This is a genomic window from Acinetobacter sp. LipI_19, assembly GCF_058242925.1.
Window position 1 is genome coordinate 1,005,079 of the sequence record NZ_JBZAYK010000001.1, and the last position, 19,646, is coordinate 1,024,724.

Below are 19,646 nucleotides of genomic sequence, written 5' to 3' on the forward strand. Positions count from 1 at the left end.
TAGATTTTATATAAGCAAATTAGCGATGTTAAAAATCTTAATGAACCATTTATAAAACTAAACTTAAGTAAGGTCACACTACGACTAAAAAAATGGCAAGAGATATACCGTTTAAAACATATTTAGTTAGCAACGACTTTAAAAAGAAAAACCTGATCGTTTGATCAGGTTTTTCTTTTTAATAAAGCTCTTAGAGATTAATCTGCGCGGCGCCAAATGGTACCTTGACGTGTATCTTCCAGTACTACACCTTGAGCAAGCAAAGACTGACGGATTTCATCTGCACGGGCAAAGTCTTTATTTTTCTTGGCATCAACACGTTGTTGAATGAAATCCTCAATATCCGTTTGAGATAAGCCAAGTGCTTCTTGACCAATATCTGATTTTAAAAAGTCATCTACATTGTATTGAACCAAGCCAAGGATATTGGTCAAGTGGCGTAACGTAGAATAATAAAGCGTAGATTGCGCTGCATTCTCTTCTTTAACCGCACGATTCAATTCTTTAATAATTTCGAATAAAACTGCAATTGCTTCAGATGTATTGAAGTCATCACGCATTGCTGAATTAAAGCGCTCGACTAGCGTTTCATCTAACAGGTCTGTGGTTTTATCGCCATAGACTTGTTGATACGCTTTAAATGCATGATAAAAACGAGAAAGCGTAGTTTTTGCTTCTTTTAGTGCAAAATCCGAAAAGTTTACAGGGCTACGATAGTGTGATGACACAATAAAATAACGAATCACTTCAGGATGAAATTTCTCCATCACATCACGAATGGTAAAAAAGTTGCCTAAAGATTTAGACATTTTTTCGCCATCGACATTGATAAAGCCAACATGCATCCAGTAGTTTACATATTGTTCATCTGTTGCAGCTTCTGATTGCGCGATTTCATTTTCATGATGTGGGAATAAAAGATCTGAACCGCCCCCATGAATATCGAAATGATTGCCTAAGCAGCAAGTTGACATTGCTGAGCATTCAATATGCCAACCTGGACGGCCATTGCCCCAAGGTGAAGCCCATGAAGGCTCATTTTCTTTAGCATGTTTCCATAGCACAAAGTCAAATGGATGTTTCTTCTCAACTTCAACATCAACACGTTCAGAAGCGCCAGCTTGCATATCGGCAAGTTTACGTCCTGAAAGTCGGCCATAGTTCTTAAATTTTTCAACTTCAAAATAGACATCGCCATTTGCAGAAGGGTAAGCCGTGCCTTTATTGACAAGGTTGCCAATCATATTCTGCATTTGATCGATATAATCTGTTGCGCGGGGTGCCTCATCGGGTGCTAAGCATCCTAAATTTTCGGCATCATCATTCATCGCCTTGATAAAACGATCGGTCAAAGCTGTAATGCTTTCACTATTTTCATTGGCACGCGCAATAATTTTGTCATCGATATCTGTGATGTTACGAACGTATTTAACATTCCAACCTTGACTACGTAAAAAACGAATAATGTAGTCAAAAGCAACCATCACCCGAGCATGGCCTATATGACAGTAATCATAAACTGTCATACCGCACACATACATGTCGATATGTCCTTCTTTACGGGGAACAAATTCAACTTTTTTTCGTTGCTCAGAGTTGTAAAGAACAAATGGTTGCATAGGTTTTCTAAAGGCTTCAACAAAATGATGATTAATCTTAACCTAAGCTCCATATTTCATAAAGTTTTATACGTTATTTTTCTAAGAAAATGAAATTTATACATTTAGGAAAGCAGCCTATTGTATTGCTATGCTAAAATAGCAAAAATATTCCATTCGATATTCAAAACTCTTTATAGAGTTAAGGTTAGCCCATTTTGAATCCTGAAAATAAATCAAATCAAGTTGATTTTCAAAAAGTTGCACTTGAAACTTTACGCATTGAAGAACATGCCATAGAGATTTTAGCGACTCAAATTGATGAGCGTTTTACGCGCGCATGTGAAATTATTTTACAGTGCCAAGGTCGTTTAGTGATTACGGGTATGGGGAAATCTGGGCATATTGGGCGAAAAATGGCAGCAACTTTCGCATCAACAGGCACACCATCATTCTTTATGCATCCTGGTGAAGCAGGGCATGGCGATTTAGGTATGTTGGTCAAAGGTGACGTGTTGATTGCAATTTCAAACTCTGGAAAGAGTGATGAGATTATGATGTTGATGCCACTGATTAAGTATTTGGAAGTACCTTTGATCACCATCAGTGGTGATGACAAAGGACCTATGCCACAAAATGCAGATGTTGCGTTGACACTTGGAAATATTAAAGAAGCATGTCCATTAGGTTTGGCGCCAACCTCAAGTACTACTGCAACATTGGTATTGGGCGATGCACTGGCTGTGGCGCTATTAGATGCACGTGGTTTTACTGCAGATGATTTTGCAATGTCACATCCTGCAGGTGCATTAGGCAAACGTCTGTTGTTACATGTAAAACATTTGATGCGTACAGGCACTGATTTACCAAAAGTATTTCCTGATACGCCAATGAATAAAGTTTTGTACGAAATTTCCAATAAGCGTTTAGGTTTAACCACGGTTGTCGATGAAAATGACAGCTTATTGGGCATATTTACTGATGGTGATTTACGCCGTTTAATTGATAGACAGCAAGGTTTTGATGTGAACTTGCCTGTTTCCGCGGTCATGGTTCAAAACCCTTCAACCATTTCAAAAGAAGCACGTGCAGTTGAAGCTTTAGAAAAAATGAATGAAAAGAAAATTAGTCAATTTATCGTCGTTGATGATGCCAATAAAGTGATTGGTGTAATTAGTATGCATGACCTGATTCAAGCTGGAGTAAATTAATCAATGGCTTCTTATGTTTTACTGGAACAAGCGCGTCATATTGAAGCATTGGTTTTAGATGTAGATGGTATTTTGAGTGATGGTTTTGTGACATTGACCAATACAGGGGATGAAATTAAATCCTTTGATATTCGCGACGGATTAGGTATGAAACTGGTGCAAAAATCTGGAATTAAAGTCATCATTATCACCGGACGTAAAAGCAATATTGTTGAAAAACGTATGGCTGATCTTGGCGTGGATTTGGTCTTTCAAGGTCGTGAAGACAAAGGTGCTGCACTTAAAGAAGCTTGTGCTCAATTCAATTTAGATCCTGAAGACTGTTTATATATGGGTGATGATTGGCCAGATCTTTCAGCCTTTGCAATTGCAGGGATGAAAGTCACTGTACCCAACGGGCATGTTGAAGTGCGTCGTCGAGCAGATTTAGTCACTCAGGCGATGGGTGGACGTGGAGCTGTGCGTGAAGTCTGTGATATGTTGCTGATGGCAAAAGGCACTTACCAAGAATTACTTGAAAAATATACAGCTATACCGCATTAATAGCGTAAATTCAGATTGATCAAATGTTGAATGTAATTTATGGATACTAAGGTTTTATATGTGACTGCAGTTGTCATCGCGGCAATCAGTGGTGGCTATTACTATTACAGTGGGAAAAGCAAAAAGTTGGATGCGAATTCAGCAAAAAGCATGACGTATACTGCTGAGGGTATCCAGTTGGTCCAAACAGATGAAAAGGGCAATCTTTATGTTCGTGCTCAAGTGGATCGTTTAGAACAAGATTTACAAAGAAAAACTTCAACACTGAGTAACCTCAATGCTTCGATGTTTCATCAAAATAAAGTTGATTCAACTTTTTTTGCAAAACAAGCACGAGGATTTAATGACAATGAAAAAGTCGTTTTATCTGGACAAGTTAAAGCGACCAAGATTGGTGAACGAGGGACCATGGAATTTCAGACAGACGAGTTAACGGGGTATCCTAAAATACGTCAGTTTGAAACGACTCACCAAGTGACTGTTAATGCACCTGATGCAGAATTTATTAGTCAGGGTTTAAAAGCTGATTTAAACCAAGGTCAATATGAATTTGCACATATTCGAGGAAAGTATGTACCTAACTAAGCCTTTTTTAATGAAACAATCTTTCCTAATAAAAGCGATCTGCACTGCCGGTTTAATGGGCTTGTCTGCAGCAGCATTTGCATTACCATCAGATCGTAATCAACCAATCTCATTGGTTGCAGATAAAGCAACCTATAATGAAGCTGCGGGTGTAACGACATATACTGGTAATGTCATCATTGAGCAAGGTACAATGAAGCTTCAAGCTGCTTCAATTGTGGCTCAATTAAATAAAAATAAGCAAATTAGCACCATTACTGCCACTGGGGGCCCAGCAAAGTTTCAACAACAAGTTGATACGGCAAAGGGTGTTGCTCGTGGGGAAGCACAAAAAATTATTTATAATGCTGAAACAGGTATTATTAATTTAATTGGTAATGCTTATTTATATCAAGATGGAGCAAGTATTCGCAGTAGTTCATTAAAATATAGTATGAACAAAGGCGATATTGAAGCTTCCGGTAGTTCAAATAGCACAGGTTCACCGAAAGGACGTGTACAAATTATTATCCCGCCAAATAGTACCAAGTCTTTTCCTGGAGCGCGTGATTAATGACAGCATCAAATCAGCCTCAAGTACTTTGTATTAAACATTTAGCTAAAGTTTATAGTAAACGCTGGGTGGTTAAAGACGTTTCATTTAGTATGCAAAGTGGACAGATTGTGGGTTTGCTTGGGCCGAATGGTGCAGGGAAAACTACCAGCTTTTATATGGTCGTTGGTTTGGTGCGAATGGATAAGGGAGAAATTCATCTAGATAATGAAGATATTTCTGATTTAGCTATGCATCAGCGAGCACGTAAAGGAATTGGTTATCTTCCTCAGGAAGCTTCAATTTTCAGAAAGTTAACGATTGCTGAAAATATCATGGCGATTCTTGAAACACGAAAAGACTTAGATAAACAGCAGCGCCAGCAACGTCTTAAAGAATTATTGGAAGATTTTAAAATCACCCATATTAAAGATTCACTTGGAATGAGCGTATCGGGTGGTGAGCGTCGCCGTGCTGAGATCGCACGTGCGCTTGCAGCAGATCCAAAATTCATGCTTTTGGATGAACCTTTTGCAGGTGTCGATCCAATCTCTGTAGGTGATATTAAAGATATAATTCGCCAGTTAAAAGATCGTGGGATCGGTGTTTTGATTACTGACCATAATGTTCGAGAAACTTTAGCGATTTGTGAGCATGCTTATATTGTGAGCGAAGGCGCTGTGATTGCGGAAGGTACACCAGAAGATGTTTTGGCAGATGAAACCGTGCGCCAAGTATATTTAGGTGATGATTTTACCGTCTAACTACTCAGCCTTTTTAAAAAGATGAAGGAACTCCTTCATTTTTTTTTGCTTTTTGTGCGGTATATTTGAAAAAAGATCAGTTTTGATTGAATATTTTATTAATTATTATTTCATTAAAATTTAACAACATAGTTTTAATGTGACATCTATCACTAATTAAGAAATGTGTTACATGTTTTGTTTAAAAATTAATCTAAGCTAAATTCTTAAGTTTCTATAATACCCATAAAATTTAAATGGGAATTACATACTTTTAAATACTATGAGTGGTATGAAAATAATAGTTTATTGTTTTTAAAATAGGCAGGATTATTAAACAAATTTAAATAAATTTATAAAATTGATCATTATGAATATTAATAATGAATATAAAGTGATAATTAAATTGAATCGAAATAATTTAGTAAAATAAACAAGTATGATTTTAATTAAATGATAATTACATCACAAATTAATGGTTTTAAAAAGACCAATCATTTAGCCATTATAGACAAGTGCTGTTTTTTATATGCTTATCTGATTTTAATATCAAAAATATACACTTGTGAAATTTATCTCACTTATTTATCTTTTTTGCATAACAGTAAATTATAAGACGGAAAAAATATTATGAAAAATATCACTATTTATGAAAAAGGAACGGCTAAGGTTCTTACTCAGGATTTAGTTAATAAACACTACTCAGTGTATAAAGTAAATCTTGATAGCGCAGAAATAGCCAAAATTGTAAAAGTTAATAATAATTTGGAGGTTTATTTACAAAATGGAGAAAAAGTCGTTATTGAGGATTTCTTTATTGGTGAAAAACCAAAAGAATTTACAATAGAAACTTCAGATGGAAAGCATTATTTACTTAACTTTCTTGAGTTTGATGCAAGTGGTACAGTAACTAAAATTGATTATTTGGGGATTGCTGATTTTCATGAATACCTTGTTGGTGAACACTCTGCTGTGCCAGCATGGGCTTGGGTCGCAGCTGCAGCTGGAGTAATCGGTATTGCAGCCGCATCAGGGAGCAGTGGTAGTTCAAGTCATTCGGGAAGTGGTGATAAAACAGGACCAAAACTAAGCTATGATATTTTAGATAATCAGAAAATCAAAATCACTGCAGATGAAGCAAGTAAAATTACAATAGTGGATGCGAGTGGTAAAATAATTGGATCAGGACAACTAAATCAAGCAGGTGGGCTTGAAGTTAGTTTAACAAGACCTTTAGTTGATAATGAAAAAATTACAATTACAGCAACAGATAATGCGGGAAATAAAACAACTGAAACAATAAATGTTGGGGATGTTACAAAACCTGATGTTGAAGTAAATATTGTTGATAATGACACCATTCAAGTCACTTCAAATGAACCTGGTAGTAAAGTTATAATTAAAAATGAAGCTGGACAAACAATTGCTGAGGGTGTAATTGGTGCTGATGGAAAATTAACAGTTGATTTAAACACACCTTTAAATGACGGTAGTAAGGTTATTGTTGATGTTATTGATGCAGCAGGTAATCAAACAGAAAAAGTAATTACAGTAGGTGATGTGACACCGCCTATTATTACGACAACTATTCAAAATGCAACTCATATTGAAGTTACTTCAAATGAAGTTGGTCAAGTTAAAATCACAGATGGAAATGGTAATGTAATTGGTACGGGTACCGTCACTGGTAATAACACGGTTGATAATATTCAGTTAACTCGCCCACTTACAGATGGTGAAAAAGTTACGGTTACTGTGACAGATGGCGCGGGTAATTCAAAAACAGTTGAAATTACAGCAGGTGATGTAACTGCACCAGTGATTACTACAAGCATTCAAGATGCGACACATGTTGAAGTTACTTCAAATGAAGCAGGTCAAGTTAAAATTACGGATACTAATGGCAATGTAATTGGAACAGGGACAGCAACGGGAAATGGTATTGTTAATAATGTCCAGTTAACCCGACCACTTACAGATGGTGAAAAAATTACGGTCACTGTGACAGATGGTGCTGGTAATCCAAAAGCGCTTGAAATTACTGCAGGTGACGTTACAAACCCGCAATTCCAATCTTCACATGTAGATAGTACAGGAACACAATTAACCCTTACCTACAGTGAAGCACTTGATCCATTACATCCACCTGTTGCTGGCGACTTTGCAGTGACCGCAGATGGTCAGGTGTTACCTGTAACAGCTGTTACAGTGAATGGTTCTAGTGTGGTGTTGACCTTAGGTACAGCAGTCACAGCAGGTCAAGCGGTTGAAGTGGGTTATACCGACCCAACTACGGGTAATGATCCAAATGCGATCCAAGATGTAGCAGGCAATGATGCAGCAACGCTTCCAGCAACAACGGTGGATAATGGTTCAACTGTGCCTGGCGGTGGAGATAGCACAGCACCGACATTTGTCAGTGCAGCACTCGATACAACAGGCACATCGTTGACGTTGACCTATAGCGAAGCGCTAGACGGCACCAACTTACCGCCATTGAACAGTTTCGTGGTGACCGCAGATGGTCAGGTGGTACCTGTAACAGCAGTTACAGTGAATGGTTCTAGTGTGGTGTTGACCTTAGGTACAGCAGTCACAGCAGGTCAAGCGGTTGAGGTGGGTTATACCGATCCAACTACGGGGAATGATGTTAATGCGATTCAAGATGCAGCAGGCAATGATGCAGCAACGCTTCCAGCGACAGCAGTAGACAATGGTTCGATTATTCCAGGTGGGGATAGCACAGCACCGACATTTGTCAGTGCAGCACTCGATACAACAGGCACATCGTTGACGTTGACCTATAGCGAAGCGCTAGACGGCACCAACTTACCGCCATTGAACAGTTTCGTGGTGACCGCAGATGGTCAGGTGGTACCTGTAACAGCAGTTACAGTGAATGGTTCTAGTGTGGTGTTGACCTTAGGTACAGCAGTCACAGCAGGTCAAGCGGTTGAGGTGGGTTATACCGATCCAACTACGGGGAATGATGTTAATGCGATTCAAGATGCAGCAGGCAATGATGCAGCAACGCTTCCAGCGACAGCAGTAGACAATGGTTCGATTATTCCAGGTGGGGATAGCACAGCACCGACATTTGTCAGTGCAGCACTCGATACAACAGGCACATCGTTGACGTTGACCTATAGCGAAGCGCTAGACGGCACCAACTTACCGCCATTGAACAGTTTCGTGGTGACCGCAGATGGTCAGGTGGTACCTGTAACAGCGGTTACAGTGAATGGTTCTAGTGTGGTGTTGACCTTAGGTACAGCAGTCACAGCAGGTCAAACGGTTGAGGTGGGTTATACCGATCCAACCACGGGGAATGATGTTAATGCGATTCAAGACATTGCGGGCAATGATGCAGTAACGCTGCCAGCGACAGCAGTAGACAATGGTTCGATTATTCCAGGTGGGGATAGCACAGCACCGACATTTGAGAGTGCAGCGGTAGATACCACAGGTATGCTGTTGACCTTAACTTATGATGAAGCGCTAGATCCATTACATCCACCTGTTGCTGGCGACTTCACAGTGACGGCAAATGGTCAAGCCGTTGCGATTATCTCGGTAGAGATCGTTGGCAATAACGTCGTATTAACCTTGGGTAGCCCAGTGACTGTTGGTCAAACGGTTGAGGTGGGTTATACCGATCCAACCACGGGGAATGATGTTAATGCGATTCAAGATGCAGCAGGCAATGATGCAGCAACGCTGCCAGCGACAGCAGTAGACAATGGTTCGGTTATTCCGAGCGATACTACAGCACCAACATTTGTCAATGCGACAGTTGATCCATTGGGTACGACCTTAACGCTGAACTACAATGAAGCACTTGATCCATTAAATCCACCAGTTGCAGGCGACTTCGCAGTGACAGCGGATGGTCAAGTGGTTGCGATCACGGGTGTGTTAGTGGTGGGTAGTAGCGTGGTGTTAACCTTGGGTGCTCCAGTGACCTTAGGTCAAGCGGTGCAAGTGGGTTATACCGATCCAACAGCAGGTAATGATCCAAATGCGATTCAAGACATTGCGGGCAATGATGCAGTAACCCTTCCACCAACTTCAGTGACCAATGGTTCGGTTATTCCGAGCGATACTACAGCACCAACATTTGTCAATGCGACAGTTGATCCATTGGGTACGACCTTAACGCTGAACTACAATGAAGCACTTGATCCATTAAATCCACCAGTTGCAGGCGACTTCGCAGTGACAGCGGATGGTCAAGTGGTTGCGATCACGGGTGTGTTAGTGGTGGGTAGTAGCGTGGTGTTAACCTTGGGTGCTCCAGTGACCTTAGGTCAAGCGGTGCAAGTGGGTTATACCGATCCAACAGCAGGTAATGATCCAAATGCGATTCAAGACATTGCGGGCAATGATGCAGTAACCCTTCCACCAACTTCAGTGACCAATGGTTCGGTTATTCCGAGCGATACTACAGCACCAACATTTGTCAATGCGACAGTTGATCCATTGGGTACGACCTTAACGCTGAACTACAATGAAGCACTTGATCCATTAAATCCACCAGTTGCAGGCGACTTCGCAGTGACAGCGGATGGTCAAGTGGTTGCGATCACGGGTGTGTTAGTGGTGGGTAGTAGCGTGGTGTTAACCTTGGGTGCTCCAGTGACCTTAGGTCAAGCGGTGCAAGTGGGTTATACCGATCCAACAGCAGGTAATGATCCAAATGCGATTCAAGACATTGCGGGCAATGATGCAGCAACGCTGCCAGCGACAGCAGTAGACAATGGTTCGGTTATTCCGAGCGATACTACAGCACCAACATTTGTCAATGCGACAGTTGATCCATTGGGTACGACCTTAACGCTGAACTACAATGAAGCACTTGATCCATTAAATCCACCAGTTGCAGGCGACTTCGCAGTGACAGCGGATGGTCAAGTGGTTGCGATCACGGGTGTGTTAGTGGTGGGTAGTAGCGTGGTGTTAACCTTGGGTGCTCCAGTGACCTTAGGTCAAGCGGTGCAAGTGGGTTATACCGATCCAACAGCAGGTAATGATCCAAATGCGATTCAAGACATTGCGGGCAATGATGCAGTAACCCTTCCACCAACTTCAGTGACCAATGGTTCGGTTATTCCGAGCGATACTACAGCACCAACATTTGTCAATGCGACAGTTGATCCATTGGGTACGACCTTAACGCTGAACTACAATGAAGCACTTGATCCATTAAATCCACCAGTTGCAGGCGACTTCGCAGTGACAGCGGATGGTCAAGTGGTTGCGATCACGGGTGTGTTAGTGGTGGGTAGTAGCGTGGTGTTAACCTTGGGTGCTCCAGTGACCTTAGGTCAAGCGGTGCAAGTGGGTTATACCGATCCAACAGCAGGTAATGATCCAAATGCGATTCAAGACATTGCGGGCAATGATGCAGTAACCCTTCCACCAACTTCAGTGACCAATGGTTCGGTTATTCCGAGCGATACTACAGCACCAACATTTGTCAATGCGACAGTTGATCCATTGGGTACGACCTTAACGCTGAACTACAATGAAGCACTTGATCCATTAAATCCACCAGTTGCAGGCGACTTCGCAGTGACAGCGGATGGTCAAGTGGTTGCGATCACGGGTGTGTTAGTGGTGGGTAGTAGCGTGGTGTTAACCTTGGGTGCTCCAGTGACCTTAGGTCAAGCGGTGCAAGTGGGTTATACCGATCCAACAGCAGGTAATGATCCAAATGCGATTCAAGACATTGCGGGCAATGATGCAGTAACCCTTCCACCAACTTCAGTGACCAATGGTTCGGTTATTCCGAGCGATACTACAGCACCAACATTTGTCAATGCGACAGTTGATCCATTGGGTACGACCTTAACGCTGAACTACAATGAAGCACTTGATCCATTAAATCCACCAGTTGCAGGCGACTTCGCAGTGACAGCGGATGGTCAAGTGGTTGCGATCACGGGTGTGTTAGTGGTGGGTAGTAGCGTGGTGTTAACCTTGGGTGCTCCAGTGACCTTAGGTCAAGCGGTGCAAGTGGGTTATACCGATCCAACAGCAGGTAATGATCCAAATGCGATTCAAGACATTGCGGGCAATGATGCAGTAACCCTTCCACCAACTTCAGTGACCAATGGTTCGGTTATTACTCCGCCACTTAATGCTGTAAATGATGAATTTGCATTGGATCTAGGTCAGGAAACTCGTATTGATCGTACAGAAGTTGCTGGTTCAGATATCGCAGTGGTTGATATCTTGGGGAATAATGCTACCGGTCTAGATTTTTCAATTCCACAAACAACAGGCAATGCAGGTAAGGGGTCGACTGGTAATATTTCTGTCACGGTTTCGCAACAAGATCTGATTTCGGTCGGTGAGGCTGTTCAGATTGTTATTTATCAGCAAACTACCAATGGACCAGTGGAGGTTGCACGTGGTACGAGTCAAGGTGGTATTGTCACTGTTGGTGGTATTGGAATCATTGGTGTCGTAAATAGCAACGATTCAATTAAGCTTGATTTTACTAATTTACCAGAAGGTAATTATACGGTAGCCGTTCAGGCAGATGATAGTGCTCTAACAACCTTACTCAAAGATGTTGCTATTAGTGATCTTGGTGGTGAAGGGGAAATTCTGGGGGCTTCAAATGCTGCAGCTATCGGGGCAGCAATTACTGCAGTACTCGGCCCGGTTTTGGGTGCTCCAATACTTGCTTTAGTCAATACAATTTTAATCCCTGTTAATACAATTGGCTTACCACTTTCAAGCGTAGTTAACCAGCTACTGGACGTATTACCAATTGGAGTAATTGATTACATTGTTGATGCTGCTGTTGCTCCTCTATTGTCAAACTTGTTAACGATTTATGAAAAAACAAATATCAGTGTAACTGGAACTGAAGAAGTTTTTGCTAACTATGAATTAACAGGTAATGTTTTTGCTGATAATGGCAATGGGCAAGATGTAGTCAGTGGTGGTTCGATTATTGAAATAGATGGTTCATCTGTTGCATCAGGTACTGTTACGATTCAAGGAGAGTATGGCAACCTTGAAATTAATACTCTAACAGGAGTCTTTACTTATACTGTGACAGCTGGAGAGGCGGCTTTAGGAAAAACTGAAATATTTGATTATAAACTGTCTAATGGAACAACATCGGATATTGCTCAAATCATTATTAATATTGCAGGAACACCAGCAGATCCTGGAGAGTTGACTCCACCAGATCATGTAGATCAAGTTGTGGCAAATGATGACCTTGCAACTGTTAAAAATTATCATGAATCTGTGGGTGATGATGTTGGTGAACAAGGACGAGCTTCTCAATTATTAGGTGTAAATTTACTCGGACTAAACATCTCTTTAGGTAATACTGTACCATTTAATTTTGAAGTTGAAGAAAACAGCACATCCAGTATTCATGTCAATGTGAGCGGTAGCGTTGTAAGTGCTGCGATAGGTGGACTTATTGGTGCTTTATTAGGAACAGCTGATAAGTTTTTCAATGCTGTACTTGAACGTCAATATGTAGATGAAAACGGCGTTATACAAAAAGAACACTTCATTGTGGAGGATGCTGTAAAACTAACGCCACCTGGATTGTTGGGCATTATCTTTAATTATTCTGGTCAGATTAATATAGATAATTTACCACCCGGCGTTTATACAATCGCGCTACAAGAGAAACCAACGGATTCTGGTTTATTACAACAAATTTTGAATTTATTGGATTCGACAGCATCTGCCCAGTTATTTGGTGGTGTTGAATTAACCATGCAAGATCAAACCAATAAATATTTGGGTTCAAGTACCATTGAAGGAAATGTAATTTCAAGTGTGGATGGTGCAGATGAAGTAAATACAACAACATTTGTTACTAAAGTGGCCAATGAAGTGGGTGATCCTGCAGTCACATTATCAGGTGCAAACACGGTTGTTGTAGGTGCTTACGGAACACTTTATATTTCTCCAAACGGACATTATAAATATGTGAGTAATGGTGATGCTGCAGATATTGGCAAGGTAGATACATTTACTTACACGATCAGGGACTTTAATGGCAGTGAAGCAACAGCGAATTTAAATATTCGTATTGATGGTGATAACTCTGGCGTGGTTTGGGATAATGCAAACCCTCAAAATGATATATCTCTTCCACCTCCAATTATTTTAGACAATGCAGAGCATGTCGCTATTGGTGCTGTAACGAATGTGGTACAAACAGTAAGTCCAGCCAATCAAGGTACATTTAATGTTTCAGCTGGTATATTTGGTGTCGGAGGTAGTGGTAGTTATACTTCGACAACATTTGATATTGCGAATACTGATACTTCAAAAGTACAAATCAAAGTTAATGTGCCAGCACTTTCAATTTCTGTATTGCCAACCTTTATTTTAACAATCAAGAATGCAAGTGGTGTAATCGTTGGTACAAAAACAGGTACACCTTTACTCAATGCACTTGGAAGTTCGTTGACTGTAGATATTGATAATTTACCACCAGGTAAATATACAATCGAAGCATCTGCATCAGGTAATACTGGTCTTGGATTTACTGCAACAGTGAGCTTAGCGCAAGATATTACCCATTATAATGAAATTGGCCCAGTAACCGCAGCTCCAATTATTGGCAACATGTTGACAGACGATACCTATAATCCATCTTATGCTAAATTTAGTATTGATACGGGTAATGGTCAGTTTGTAGAGGTTGGATATAATGGTGTGACAGTGCAAGGTGAGTATGGCAGTCTGTTCGTGAAAAGTGATGGAAGCTATGTTTATACACCAAGTGCGGGAGTAATCGGTCGTCAAGAAGTATTCGATTATAAACTCTCTGTTTTTGGTCAAGATCATACAGCATCTCTTACAGTAACAGTTGATGCACTAACCACTGGTGATGCTCTCCGCAATACACTGATTAGTGGTGAACTGAATGATACCTTTACGGGTAATGGAGGTTCAGATGTGCTTGTATATCATGTATTAGAAAGTGCGAGTGCAAGTGGTGGAAATGGCGTCGATCATTGGACAGACTTCCATTCAGGAAATGTGAACACTGATATGAATGCAGACATCATAGATATTTCTGATTTACTGATTGGTTTTAATAGTGCAAATATCACAACCGATTTAACAGCATCGGCAAACTATCTGAAAAACTATCTTGGTGTAAGAGTTGATGGTAATAATGTCACTCTCACCCTAGATCGTGATGGTGCAGGAACTACGTACACTGGCAAAACCGATTTACTCCAATTGGATAATTTAGCGCAATCAGGTGCTGCATTTAATGGCAAAACTGAAGATGATATCTTGAAACTCTTGCTTCAAAATCATCAGCTTGTTCTATAATTTAGTCAGTAAATTGAAAAACCCTAAGTTCGCTTAGGGTTTTTTATTGTCCCATGTATTTTAAAAGCACGTTATAATGACAATATATTGAGTTTGAATGCTTTATTTTCATTATGGTTTATACACTTGTATCTGAAACGATTTTTGAGGAAGACATTAAAAAGAGTCGCTTTCAAGCCATTGCAGCACCTGTTGAAAATGAGCAGCAAGTTAAAATATTTCTGGAAAAACATTTAGATCTAACAACAACACATCAATGCTGGGCATGGAAAATAGGTCATAATGTTCGTTTTAATGACGATGGTGAACCTTCAGGTACAGCAGGCCGACCAATCCTTGCAACCATTGAGGGTAATGATTTAACCAACACAATTGTATTGGTCAATCGCTGGTATGGTGGCATCAAATTAGGTACAGGTGGTTTAGTTCGGGCTTATGGCGGCTGTTCAGGGCAATGTTTGCTTTTGGCTGAGAAAATAGAACTGATTGAAAAGAAGAAAATTTATTTTCAATGCCACTTCAGCGAATGGTCGATTTTTCAGTATGAATTAAATACCCAAGACATTGAGTATAAAGAACAATATACCGCTGATGGTGTTGAAGTTGAGGCATTATTACAAATACATCAAATTGATCCACTTAAGTTAAAAGTTCAAGATGTAACGCGTGGGCGTGAGCAACTTAAATTGTTGGAAGACATTGATGAATGAGCAAGATCCATTACTAAAATATCGTGAACAACATAAGCATCGCTTAAACTATATGCCATGGCTGTATTATTCACTTAAACCGAAAAATCGAGTTTGGGCGGAGCAGTGGCAGCAGCAGTACCAAGCGTATTTGATGGCAATGGAAACTGTTGAAATAGGTAAAAATTGTTTTATTTCACCTTTGGCTCATATTTTTGCTGAGCCTGGTCGGAAAATTCTCATTGGGGATAATACTTTTATTGCAGCGGATTGTACGTTGCATGGGCCGTTAGAGATTGGTAATGAAGTTGCGATCAACCATCATTGTATTTTAGATGGGGGTAAAGTCGGTATTAAATTACATGATCAAGTCCGTATAGCCGCCTATTGTCATCTTTATGCTTTTGATCATGGTATGGATTTGAGTATTCCTGTTTATCAACAAGCTGTGACTTCCCAAGGTATTGAAATTGGTCAAGATGTTTGGTTGGGGGCACACGTTGGTGTAAAAGATGGGGTAAAAATTGCTTCACATGCCATAATTGGAATGAATAGTATGGTCACTAAAAATGTGGCTGAAAGAGAAATTGTGGCTGGAAACCCAGCACGTTTTATTCGTTATCGTGAATGAATGCACAGTTTGTACAAATACATAATTAAATTATGGAATTAATTACATAAAGTTGTCCAAACTTATAAAAACTTGTGCTAATTTAAATAATATAGACCCAAAGCTGTAAAGCTAAAGCGAGGTTAAAATGAACAGAGTAGTGGCTTGTATTGACTCTTCTCCGTGCATCAATGCATTGGCAGAAGCAGCCGCATGGATTGCTCAAAAAACTGGTCGTGAACTGGTTTTATTGCAAGTATTGGATTATTACCCTGCAAGTTATCATTTAGGGGAAATTAGTGGGGTAATTGGCTTCGAAAGTAATGCGATGTTGCTTAAAGAGCTGGCTGAGCTTGAACAAAAGCAAAGTGAATTAGCACTGGATTACAGCAATAATTTACTTAAGCATATTTCAGAAATGATTCAAGAAAAATACAATATCAGACCTATTCAAATTCAAGCCAAAGGTGATTTTCTAGAACAAAGCTTTAATGAGTTGACTGAAGATGATATCGCTGTAATCGGTCGAGTTGGTGAGCGTTCAGCTGAGAAGAATAAAATATTGGGCAGTAATGTTGAAAACTTTATTCGTGGAACGAAAAGTACTGTATTAACTGTTGGGCAAACATTTAAACCACCAACCCGTTTTATTTTTGCTTATGAGCTTTCTGAAACATGTCAAAAAATGCTAAAACGTGTTGAAAAAAGTGATTTACTTAAACTTTTACAATGTCATTTACTTTATGTCGGTGATCATCCTGAAATTCTCAATGAGCCTGCGCAACGTTTAAAAGATGCGGGTCTGGATGTAGTAGTAGAATATCGTTATGGTGATGTTGCTGAAAATATTTTGGATTATCAAAATCAACATCAAATTCAATTGATTGTGCTAGGTGCTTTTAGTCATAGTAAGATTCACCAGTTCTTTTTAGGTAGTGTGACAACCTCAATCTTTAGAAATGCCTCTGTTCCATTGTTAGTCGCAAAATAAGTTTTATCTTAGGAAAAAAAAGCAACTTCACCGTCGATATTAAGTCAAAAGATGGATGAAACAGAAGAAATGGAATGCCACAAATAATGGGATTTGTGGCATTTTTTTTGATTAAAAAATTTAATAAAAATATTGCATTTTGAAATGCAATAGCTTTTTAATGAACTATGAATTTAACTGGTTGAAAATTAATCGACAATTAAAAATATTTTATTTTCATAGGCTTATTAAATCATTATTGAGTTATCCACAATTCTACAAACAAGTTCAGGGGATAACTCTAAGGAAGATGATCTAAGCTTGAATAGATTTGTTAAAATCATAGCTACAAAAAAGCTGCTACATAAATAGCAGCTTTTAAATTTAGGTTACAATGGTTTATTTCACAATTGCAATGGCAAAACCATCATGTCCTTTGCTGCCAACTGTTTGTAAAGCAGTACATGACAGAATTTTAGGATGGTTTTGCATAGCTTTATACATGTCACGAATCCCTTCAATACTTGGTTTAATATTCGCTGGGTCAAGAATATCACCAGCACGAATCACGTTGTCCAAAACAATGACTGTTCCAGAATGTGAAAGGTTTAAGCTTAGCTCTAAATATTCAGGATAACTTTGTTTATCTGCATCGACAAAAATAAAGTCGAAAGCTTTAGTACTTTCAGGCAAATTCTTTAAAATATCAGCTGCGCGACCACATTTTAATTCAACGGTTTGCTTTAGATTAGCACGATCTATATTTTCTTGACCTAAAGCAGCATGTGTATCACGACCTTCAATCGTTAAAATATAGCCATCTTCAGGTAACGCACGGGCTAACCACATGGTGCTATACGCTGCAAAAGTACCTAATTCTAAAACACGTTTGCACTTGTTCATTTGAATCAACATTTGCAATAACATGCCCTGATTTGCGGCAACAGCAAGGTGGTCTGGAAATCCTTTATCCTCAGTGTTTTTTAATGTTTGTATGAGGATTGGGTCTTCAGGAATTAAATGTGATTCGATATAGGTATCGATGTCTGACCACATTTGTTGCATGTTATACCACCTAATTGGAGTCACTTCGTTTATGTAATTTGCATTTTAATCTTTTAAACGAAGAGTGCAATTTTAATAGAAACTTTTGAGTTAAATTTAATCAACTTGAAAAATAATAAATATATAGAACGATACATTCAGGTTTTATTGTTTTAAAGAAGCCAGATCAACTTCTATAAAACATGGTGATGAAACTGATTTATGCAGCGAAGAATGGGCTAAATCCAATTTTTTTTAATAAACGGCGATACATACTTGAACTGCGATCAGCAGGGAAGTGCGTCTCAATGGATAAATCTAAAGGTAGATATTCTGGTTTTTGTGTCTCAACGATCAAACGGTCTTCTTCAAAGATTTTAAGGTTGTATTCATAAGCATCTTCTATTGGTAAATCTTGATCATAGTTACGACAAATGGGGGCAAATAATCGAGTACTACGTGCTGTCATGGGCGAGGCAGCATTCATAATGACCTGTTTCGCTTGATTGGGGAAATGAATGGTTAATGTTGCGGTAAAAGGCAAATGAATTTCAAAATGGCGTAACCATTGAAAATCCGCTTGTCCTAATTGATCTAGACCAATCGGGTAACGACCTACACTACTGATATAATCAGCACTAAAACCATAGTCTGTTTCTTGCGTAGTGTAATCAGGCACTTCTGTATTTTCTGGGTCACCAAAAGTTTCTGGATGTACCCATGCAAAATGGGCAACATCGATAAAGCCTTCCAATTGTCGACCAGCAAAGCATTTTAAATCGACTTGAGGACAAACCAGTTGTTGGTACGCGGTCTCATCCCAATGCGGCATATTTGGAATATTGGCTATATCCTGTTCTTTTGCTAAAAGTGAACACCAGATTAATCCATAACGTTCAACAGCAGCATAGGTTTTTAGGTGGAAACGGTCCGAAATTTTATGATTGGGATGAGCAGGGATTCGATTACATTTACCATTTTCACCAAAGCGTAAACCATGATAACGGCAAACGATACCTTGACCATCATTTGTTCCGATGCTTAACGGAACACCGCGATGTGGGCAGGCATCTTTGGCAACAATAATTTCAGCACCTATTTTATAAATGACCAATGGCATATCCAGCAACATGGTTCCGAGTGGTTGCTCAGTAATATCTCTTGCTAATGCAATTGGATACCAATATTGGGCTAAGAGTTGCCAGTCATGTTCGGAGAAGCTCATATGAACGGGGAGGTCTGGGTTAAAGCTGTTCAGCGTTTTGCTATTCATATTCAAATCTTTTATGGAATGCTCATTTGAATATAAAACAATGCTGTGTTCTTTGAAATTTCAATTATTATGCGTAATGATGGAAAAAAAGAGAACACATGATTGACTACTAAGTATGATAAGCGGTGGATTTCCATATATAGGCTTAGCTGTAATAATCTTTTAACATTTTTCCAAAATTTAATAAAAAAGAACTGAGTACAATAAGTGCGATGGAGAAACTGCTGCAAAAGAAAATAATTTTTTGATAATTTAACCTGCAACTATTCATTAAAGGCAAATAGTAGACTTGATACATTGAGCGTAAGGTTTGCATGGTTAATATAAATAAACTGATGAAGCTAAAACTAATAACAATATTTTGGATCAGATTGTATTGACTAATTTGTGCCAATAAAAAGTAAATGATCCAACAGCTCATATAGATAATGAATGTAATCATGCTAGCTGAGGCTACCATTTTTAGAAAAGTTTCATGCCATTCTTTACGATTTAATCTCATTATTTAAATTGCT

General features: G+C 39.3%; 12 protein-coding genes. 9 read left to right on the forward strand and 3 right to left on the reverse strand.

The window, feature by feature from the left end:
- Nucleotides 1–197 precede the first annotated feature (197 nt).
- Entirely contained in the window at nucleotides 198–1,619 is a 1,422-nt protein-coding gene (cysS, locus tag AC4CVF_RS04900; protein ID WP_419360475.1) for a cysteine--tRNA ligase, read from the reverse strand.
- Nucleotides 1,620–1,816: 197 nt separating this feature from the next.
- On the opposite strand from cysS, the gene AC4CVF_RS04905 reads away from it, so the two are divergent.
- From AC4CVF_RS04905 to AC4CVF_RS04945, 9 genes are all read left to right on the forward strand, one after another.
- Complete coding sequence (locus AC4CVF_RS04905; RefSeq protein ID WP_419327953.1) at nucleotides 1,817–2,809, forward strand: KpsF/GutQ family sugar-phosphate isomerase; 993 nt, start codon at nucleotides 1,817–1,819, stop codon at nucleotides 2,807–2,809.
- A 3-nt stretch (nucleotides 2,810–2,812) separates the two neighbouring features.
- A complete protein-coding gene (locus tag AC4CVF_RS04910) occupies nucleotides 2,813–3,352 on the forward strand; it encodes a KdsC family phosphatase (protein ID WP_004822583.1) in 540 nt (179 codons plus the stop codon).
- Between the two features lie 39 nt (nucleotides 3,353–3,391).
- On the forward strand, nucleotides 3,392–3,937 hold the full coding sequence (gene lptC, locus AC4CVF_RS04915) for an LPS export ABC transporter periplasmic protein LptC (protein WP_336953964.1): 546 nt from the start codon (nucleotides 3,392–3,394) through the stop codon (nucleotides 3,935–3,937).
- A gap of 10 nt (nucleotides 3,938–3,947) precedes the next feature.
- Entirely contained in the window at nucleotides 3,948–4,490 is a 543-nt protein-coding gene (lptA, locus tag AC4CVF_RS04920; protein ID WP_336953963.1) for a lipopolysaccharide transport periplasmic protein LptA, read from the forward strand.
- On the forward strand, nucleotides 4,490–5,233 hold the full coding sequence (gene lptB / locus AC4CVF_RS04925; RefSeq protein ID WP_336953962.1) for an LPS export ABC transporter ATP-binding protein: 744 nt from the start codon (nucleotides 4,490–4,492) through the stop codon (nucleotides 5,231–5,233). Before lptA ends, lptB begins: the two co-directional genes overlap by 1 nt.
- Before the next feature lie 609 nt (nucleotides 5,234–5,842).
- Nucleotides 5,843–14,545, forward strand: a complete 8,703-nt coding sequence (locus tag AC4CVF_RS04930; RefSeq protein ID WP_490789035.1) for a BapA/Bap/LapF family large adhesin — start codon at nucleotides 5,843–5,845, stop codon at nucleotides 14,543–14,545.
- A 113-nt stretch (nucleotides 14,546–14,658) separates the two neighbouring features.
- Nucleotides 14,659–15,255: an IMPACT family protein gene (locus AC4CVF_RS04935; RefSeq protein WP_336954402.1), complete on the forward strand. Its 597-nt coding sequence runs from the start codon at nucleotides 14,659–14,661 to the stop codon at nucleotides 15,253–15,255.
- Entirely contained in the window at nucleotides 15,248–15,865 is a 618-nt protein-coding gene (locus tag AC4CVF_RS04940) for an acyltransferase (RefSeq protein ID WP_336954403.1), read from the forward strand. The genes AC4CVF_RS04935 and AC4CVF_RS04940 overlap by 8 nt, the downstream gene beginning before the upstream one ends.
- A 127-nt stretch (nucleotides 15,866–15,992) precedes the next feature.
- Complete coding sequence (locus tag AC4CVF_RS04945) at nucleotides 15,993–16,835, forward strand: universal stress protein (protein WP_336954404.1); 843 nt, start codon at nucleotides 15,993–15,995, stop codon at nucleotides 16,833–16,835.
- Nucleotides 16,836–17,213: 378 nt separating this feature from the next.
- Here the strand turns inward: AC4CVF_RS04945 and AC4CVF_RS04950 are convergent, their stop codons facing one another.
- Both AC4CVF_RS04950 and AC4CVF_RS04955 read right to left on the reverse strand, forming a co-directional pair.
- On the reverse strand, nucleotides 17,214–17,879 hold the full coding sequence (locus AC4CVF_RS04950; RefSeq protein ID WP_336954405.1) for an O-methyltransferase: 666 nt from the start codon (nucleotides 17,877–17,879) through the stop codon (nucleotides 17,214–17,216).
- Between the two features lie 199 nt (nucleotides 17,880–18,078).
- Nucleotides 18,079–19,131 (reverse strand): Rieske 2Fe-2S domain-containing protein, encoded by a 1,053-nt coding sequence (locus AC4CVF_RS04955; protein WP_419327735.1) that lies wholly within the window; start codon nucleotides 19,129–19,131, stop codon nucleotides 18,079–18,081.
- Between the last annotated feature and the right edge of the window lie 515 nt (nucleotides 19,132–19,646).

Coding starts and splice junctions, on each gene's coding strand:
- lptA (WP_336953963.1), top strand. CDS start 3,948: ATGAAACAATCTTTCCTAATAAAAGCGATCTGCACTGCCGGTTTAATG.
- AC4CVF_RS04910 (WP_004822583.1), top strand. CDS start 2,813: ATGGCTTCTTATGTTTTACTGGAACAAGCGCGTCATATTGAAGCATTG.
- AC4CVF_RS04935 (WP_336954402.1), top strand. CDS start 14,659: ATGGTTTATACACTTGTATCTGAAACGATTTTTGAGGAAGACATTAAA.
- AC4CVF_RS04940 (WP_336954403.1), top strand. CDS start 15,248: ATGAATGAGCAAGATCCATTACTAAAATATCGTGAACAACATAAGCAT.
- AC4CVF_RS04945 (WP_336954404.1), top strand. CDS start 15,993: ATGAACAGAGTAGTGGCTTGTATTGACTCTTCTCCGTGCATCAATGCA.
- AC4CVF_RS04955 (WP_419327735.1), bottom strand. CDS start 19,131: ATGAATAGCAAAACGCTGAACAGCTTTAACCCAGACCTCCCCGTTCAT.
- AC4CVF_RS04930 (WP_490789035.1), top strand. CDS start 5,843: ATGAAAAATATCACTATTTATGAAAAAGGAACGGCTAAGGTTCTTACT.
- lptC (WP_336953964.1), top strand. CDS start 3,392: ATGGATACTAAGGTTTTATATGTGACTGCAGTTGTCATCGCGGCAATC.
- cysS (WP_419360475.1), bottom strand. CDS start 1,619: ATGCAACCATTTGTTCTTTACAACTCTGAGCAACGAAAAAAAGTTGAA.
- AC4CVF_RS04950 (WP_336954405.1), bottom strand. CDS start 17,879: ATGCAACAAATGTGGTCAGACATCGATACCTATATCGAATCACATTTA.
- lptB (WP_336953962.1), top strand. CDS start 4,490: ATGACAGCATCAAATCAGCCTCAAGTACTTTGTATTAAACATTTAGCT.